The organism is Wohlfahrtiimonas larvae, assembly GCF_002006755.1.
Classification (GTDB): Bacteria; Pseudomonadota; Gammaproteobacteria; order Cardiobacteriales; family Wohlfahrtiimonadaceae; genus Wohlfahrtiimonas; species Wohlfahrtiimonas larvae.
Window position 1 is genome coordinate 1 of record NZ_MVDO01000029.1, and the last position, 3,111, is coordinate 3,111.

A 3,111-nucleotide genomic window follows, 5' to 3' on the forward strand; every position below is an offset into this window, starting at 1 on the left:
GCATCTCGCAATATGTATCTTGATGAAAACGGCAATATTATCCCTAATCGATCTTTAACCTCTCTGAGCGCTTCAGGTGTTCCGGGTACAGTCGCAGGTTTATCATATGCTTTAGAAAAATATGGCTCTCAATCGCCAGATAAGATCTTAAATCCTGCCATTGAATTGGCAAAAAATGGCATTCCTGTTAGTTTAAATCTAAGCACAACATTTAAAAACTATGGTTATCGTGCTTTTAGCCCCCATTCAAGTAGCCGAGCTATTTTCTTCAAAGAAGATCGCATCTTATCTGAGGGAGATCTTTTAATTCAAACAGATCTTGCCAATACATTAGCGCGTATTCGCGACAATGGTGCAAAAGAATTTTATATGGGCGAAACTGCCCAAAAGATAGCAACACATATGTCTAAAGGTGGGCTGATAACTTTAGATGATCTTAAAGAATACAAAGTCATCGAACGAGAACCCATTAAGGGCACTTATAAAGGGTACGATATTATTTCCATGCCACCTCCTTCCTCTGGAGGGATTCATATCATTCAAATTTTAAACATATTGGAAAATTTCAACTTACAAGAATATGGCCCTAATAGCGCCTTAACTTATCATTTAATGGCAGAGGCAATGAAACGTGCTTATGCTGATCGCTCAGAATATCTAGGTGACCCTGAATTTGTAAATGTTCCAATTCAGACATTAACTAGTAAAGCTTATGCAAAAGATATTGCAAATCAAATCAGCCTAACAAAATCAACACCTTCCTCTGAAATTAAACCTGCAAATTTAGCGCCCTATGAATCGACACAAACAACACATTATTCAGTTATAGATCAATATGGCAATGCAGTTGCGGTGACGTATACGTTGAATACTAACTTTGGCTCAGGCATTGTGGCAGAAGGTACCGGTATTTTATTGAACAATGAAATGGATGATTTTTCTAGCAAACCAGGCACGCCTAATATATATGGCCTTATTGGTGGCGAAAGTAATGCCATAGAACCTAAAAAACGCCCCTTATCATCGATGTCGCCCACCATTATCTCAAAAAATGGTGAAGTATTTGTTGTTACAGGTAGCCCAGGTGGTAGTCGCATTATCACAACTGTGTTGCAAATACTATTAAACACTATGGAATTTGATATGAATATTGCTGAAGCTAGTTCTGCCCCTCGTATTCATCACCAATGGTTACCTGATTATATTCGTGTCGAAAAAACTGTCAGCCCAGACACAATTCGTGCATTACAAGCATTGGGACATAAGGTCAAAATAGAACCTGTTATGGGAAGCACACAAAGTATTATGAAATTAGATCGTGGATTATTTGGTGCAACAGACCCACGTACAGATGGCTCTAGCCAAGGTTACTAAAATTATCACCACCATATTGAGATTAATACTCTTACGTCATCTTGAGTATTAATCTCGACCTGCAATCCAGATGAATGATTGTATATCCACCATGTTTTCTGGTGCTAACCCCAATGCTTTAAGATTTTCAAATAGGTAATGCGCAAATTTTAGAACACGATGATAAGTAATAATATTCAAGGTTGTTTCATAATACAGATTAAATTCACAAATCTTGGCAAGATTTTGTGTGACTGATGGCTTCAAAAAAATATATTTATTTGGGTGAAATATAAATAAAAAATAAGTCATAATTGTCCACTTACTAACCCTCATTTCTGACAAAACACGAGCAAACTCTATAAAATTTTGATCAAAATCAGAAGTATTGCCATAAAGTAAAGCATACAAACTACAAACGAACTCTTTTTGAAAATCGGTGTGATCCAAAGTTTCTAACAAAACAATTTTTTCAAAGCGATCAATTAAACTCAATGTATCTTTATGTATGATTGATTTAATCAACTGAGTAATTGTTGCATATTCATCTTTAACTAATAACTGTAAAAAAATCTTCTCACTCAAAACCTTATGCGCAAAATCAGAAATGCCTTGTTTATGATAAACTTCCTTTTCAAGGTAGTTAATATCCTGAAAACCATTTGGAAACTTAGATAGAAAATTATTTAATAAAATAGTTAGCCCTAAAAATTTTGAATTATCCTGTAATTTATCCAATATAGGATGTTGTGCTGCGTTACCTATAATTATTTGTGGTTGAAAAATCTTAGTAGATAATATTTTCTCGCCACTATTTTCAAAAAATACCCTAACTTTTTCATCCTGTTGATTTTCTAAAACAACGCCTAACCCCCAATTTTCCTGCTTCGGATGTTTAACTTTATCGCCTTTCTTATAATGCATACTAATCTCCTTGGCTTATTGTTATACTTTTATGATTAGATTACATTGATATAAGTCCGAAAATATTATAAATTTCGGAACTTAATATTTTTATATTAATTTATAAAATCTATAGATTAGCTCTTTATTTAATATCTATTGTATAGATTGAATAAACCAATTTCTCAACTCACTCAATGAATCTGTCGCATCAGGATATTCTTTCAGAATATTTTCGAAAACATGATCAATATCTACTTCTTTATAACGGACGCCAATCAGTGCTTGTTCCAATGCCTCCAATGAATCCAAATACAAGCTATCACTATAAATTTTCGATTCAATAATAACACCATCTTTCACAACTAACTGGACTTCAACACCACCCCAAGTAAAACGTTCATCAAAATGATGACTGAATTCTAAGGCTTTACCAAAATTCCAATCCCAGCTAGATTGTTCTCTAAATCGCTCTGCAAACCCTTCAATATTGGGAGGATTAATTTCAGAAATAAATTCAGGCTCTACGGTTGTCCCGCAATGCTCAAAAAATGCTTCTGTAATTGCACCACAAATTTCAGCATGCGTTATGGTCGGTAATAGCTCAATTAAATTTGCAACACGTGATCGTACAGATGTAATTCCTTTGGCTTGTAATTTTTTTGGGTCAGGATTTAAATAATTTTCAAGGCGCGAAAAATCTACATTTAATAAAAGTGTTCCATGATGAAACCCACGATCTGCTTTTTCTCGGTATGCGGAGCCAGAAATCTTACGAATTTCACCTTCACGGTGAATAACTAAATCATTTCGACCTGAAGCTTCCACTGTTAAACCTAGTGTTTTCAAAGCATC

The 3,111-nt window shown here is 34.6% G+C and carries 3 protein-coding genes; 1 reads left to right on the forward strand and 2 read right to left on the reverse strand.

The window, feature by feature from the left end:
* Nucleotides 1-1,374: gamma-glutamyltransferase (gene ggt, locus BZK14_RS01935; RefSeq protein ID WP_143691274.1), on the forward strand; the 1,374-nt coding region annotated here is incomplete at its 5' end.
* A 48-nt stretch (nucleotides 1,375-1,422) separates the two neighbouring features.
* Here ggt and BZK14_RS01940 read toward each other — a convergent pair.
* Both BZK14_RS01940 and BZK14_RS01945 read right to left on the reverse strand, forming a co-directional pair.
* The gene (locus BZK14_RS01940; RefSeq protein ID WP_077924921.1) at nucleotides 1,423-2,277 is read right to left on the reverse strand and encodes a DUF3553 domain-containing protein; all 855 of its coding nucleotides are present in this window, start codon (nucleotides 2,275-2,277) and stop codon (nucleotides 1,423-1,425) included.
* Nucleotides 2,278-2,412: 135 nt separating this feature from the next.
* The coding region (locus tag BZK14_RS01945) for a lipoyl protein ligase domain-containing protein (protein WP_077924922.1) at nucleotides 2,413-3,111 on the reverse strand (699 nt) is incomplete at its 5' end.